Annotated in this window: 1 protein-coding gene; it reads right to left on the bottom strand. The window is 69.1% G+C overall.

Features of this window, described 5'->3' with window-relative positions; genetic code table 11:
• Positions 1–104 precede the first annotated feature (104 nt).
• Entirely contained in the window at positions 105–917 is an 813-nt protein-coding gene (locus EIO00_RS23920) for an MBL fold metallo-hydrolase (protein ID WP_161602796.1), read from the bottom strand.
• Between the last annotated feature and the right edge of the window lie 860 nt (positions 918–1,777).

Here is a 1,777-nt window from a genome sequence, read left to right as displayed (position 1 = left end):
CCCATAGCTCCACCGGATCGAGGGCCGGTGCGTTCACCGCGAACGCGCCGGCCCTCGGCGTTTCTCCGGCTCCGCGTCTCGGCTCCGTGCGCCCGGCGGCGCCTTCACGGGCGCACGAACGGAGCCGGCAGATGCGGCGCGGCGAGGAGGCCGCCGCGGTCGCGGACGCGTTCCAGCAGGGCGGCGCGGGTGGCGGCCGCCGCCTCGGGGTCCTCATCGTGCGCGTACCGCACCGAGGGGTCGAGGAGATGGATCGGGTGCAGCACCACGTCCCCGGCCACCACCAGCCGGTGGTCGTCGATCACGACCGACTGGTGTCCCGGGGTGTGCCCGGGGGTGGGGACGAGCTCCACCTTCCCGGCCAGAGGGGAGGGGCCGTCGAGGGGATCCAGGCAACCGGCCTCCCGGAGCGGGCGGACCGTCTGCCCCCCGACCGGGCTTTCCGGGTTCGCCGCGATCCACTCCAGCTCGCGCCGCTGCACCACATGGCGGGCGTTCGGGAACACGGGCGCCCCGTCGGCGACCGCCCCGCTCGCATGATCGCTGTGCAGGTGCGTGAGGACCACGACGTCGATGTCGGCGGGGGACAGGCCCGCCGACGACAACGCCTCCACCAGGCGACCCGGTACGGGCGCCCAGCTCGCCGCCGGTGAATGCCGGTCGCCCACCCCCGTGTCGACCAGCACCGTGGGGCCGTGGGGGATGTCCAGGACGAAGCAGTGGAAGTGCAGGACCCACTCGCCGTCCGGCTCGAAGGCCTCCGGATGCTCGGCGCGGATCCGTTCCCACTGCTGCGGGGTCGATCCCGGGAAGGTCTCCGGGAGGGGGCGGCGTATGGATCCGTGCATGGGGCCGATCGCGTCGCACAGCGGGACGACCCTGATCCCGGCGATCGACTCGGCAGGGATGATGTGCATGGCGCCACGATCGCACCTTCCGCCCTTTCCGCGCCGCCTCTGCGCGGTTCCCGCACTCGGTGAGCGTGCGGGGGCCGATGACCGTCGAGGTGAGGGCATGGCAAGTCCTGGAAGGGCGGCGAGGCCGTCGGGCGATGGAGACGGTCGGCTGAGGACCGGCGTCGCCGAAGACGGCGGCAGGCGCGGCGCGCTCTGCGGGCGAACGCGGTGGGCGGACGGCCCCTGATCTGGGGCGTTGGGGAGCGGCGAACGCTGATTTGACGGTGTAGCGGATCTTGCTTAAAGTTCTCATGCCCGAGACGGGGATGCGGGACGCCGACAGGCGGCCGGCCCCGGGGAAGGTCCCTCTCCGGAAAACGGTTCGAAGTCCGCTTCGAACCGCGGTACGGTGGAGAGGAAGCCCAGACGGGATGCGGGACACCGCAAGGTGGCCGGCCCGAGAGACCCCCACGAACGATCACGGGAGCTGGATCATGCTCCGCGGATCCCTGTGGGGCTGGGCGAGCCCCTGGAAGCAAGATCGATTCGCTCGGTCTGTTGACAGGTGCTAAGATCTCAATAGACTGAAACGATTGCCCNGTGCTAAGATCTCAATAGACTGAAACGATTGCCCCTGCAGGGCTCTGCCGGTGTGGTGGGGTTCTGGGGTGGGTGTCCGTTTCTTGAGAACTCAACAGTGCGTTAAAAGCCAGTGCGTGTGAGGCGACCCTCTTTGTGGGGGTTGTGTCCTCGTCAAGTGGTTTATGTGCATGCTCTTTTGCATCGTGTGGTGCAGGAGGGTGTGCGCTGGGGTTGATTCCCCATCGTGAGGTTTGGCTCGCCCGGCTCTGTGTGGGTCGGGTGGGTTGTTGGCCTTTGAT

The organism is Thermomonospora catenispora (genome assembly GCF_006363815.1).
GTDB classification, from domain to species: domain Bacteria; phylum Actinomycetota; class Actinomycetes; order Streptosporangiales; family Streptosporangiaceae; genus Thermomonospora; species Thermomonospora catenispora.
Note: the sequence above shows the minus strand (reverse complement) of the source record. Positions and strands in the feature narration are given on the sequence as shown.

Coding starts and splice junctions, on each gene's coding strand:
- EIO00_RS23920 (WP_161602796.1), bottom strand. CDS start 917: ATGCACATCATCCCTGCCGAGTCGATCGCCGGGATCAGGGTCGTCCCG.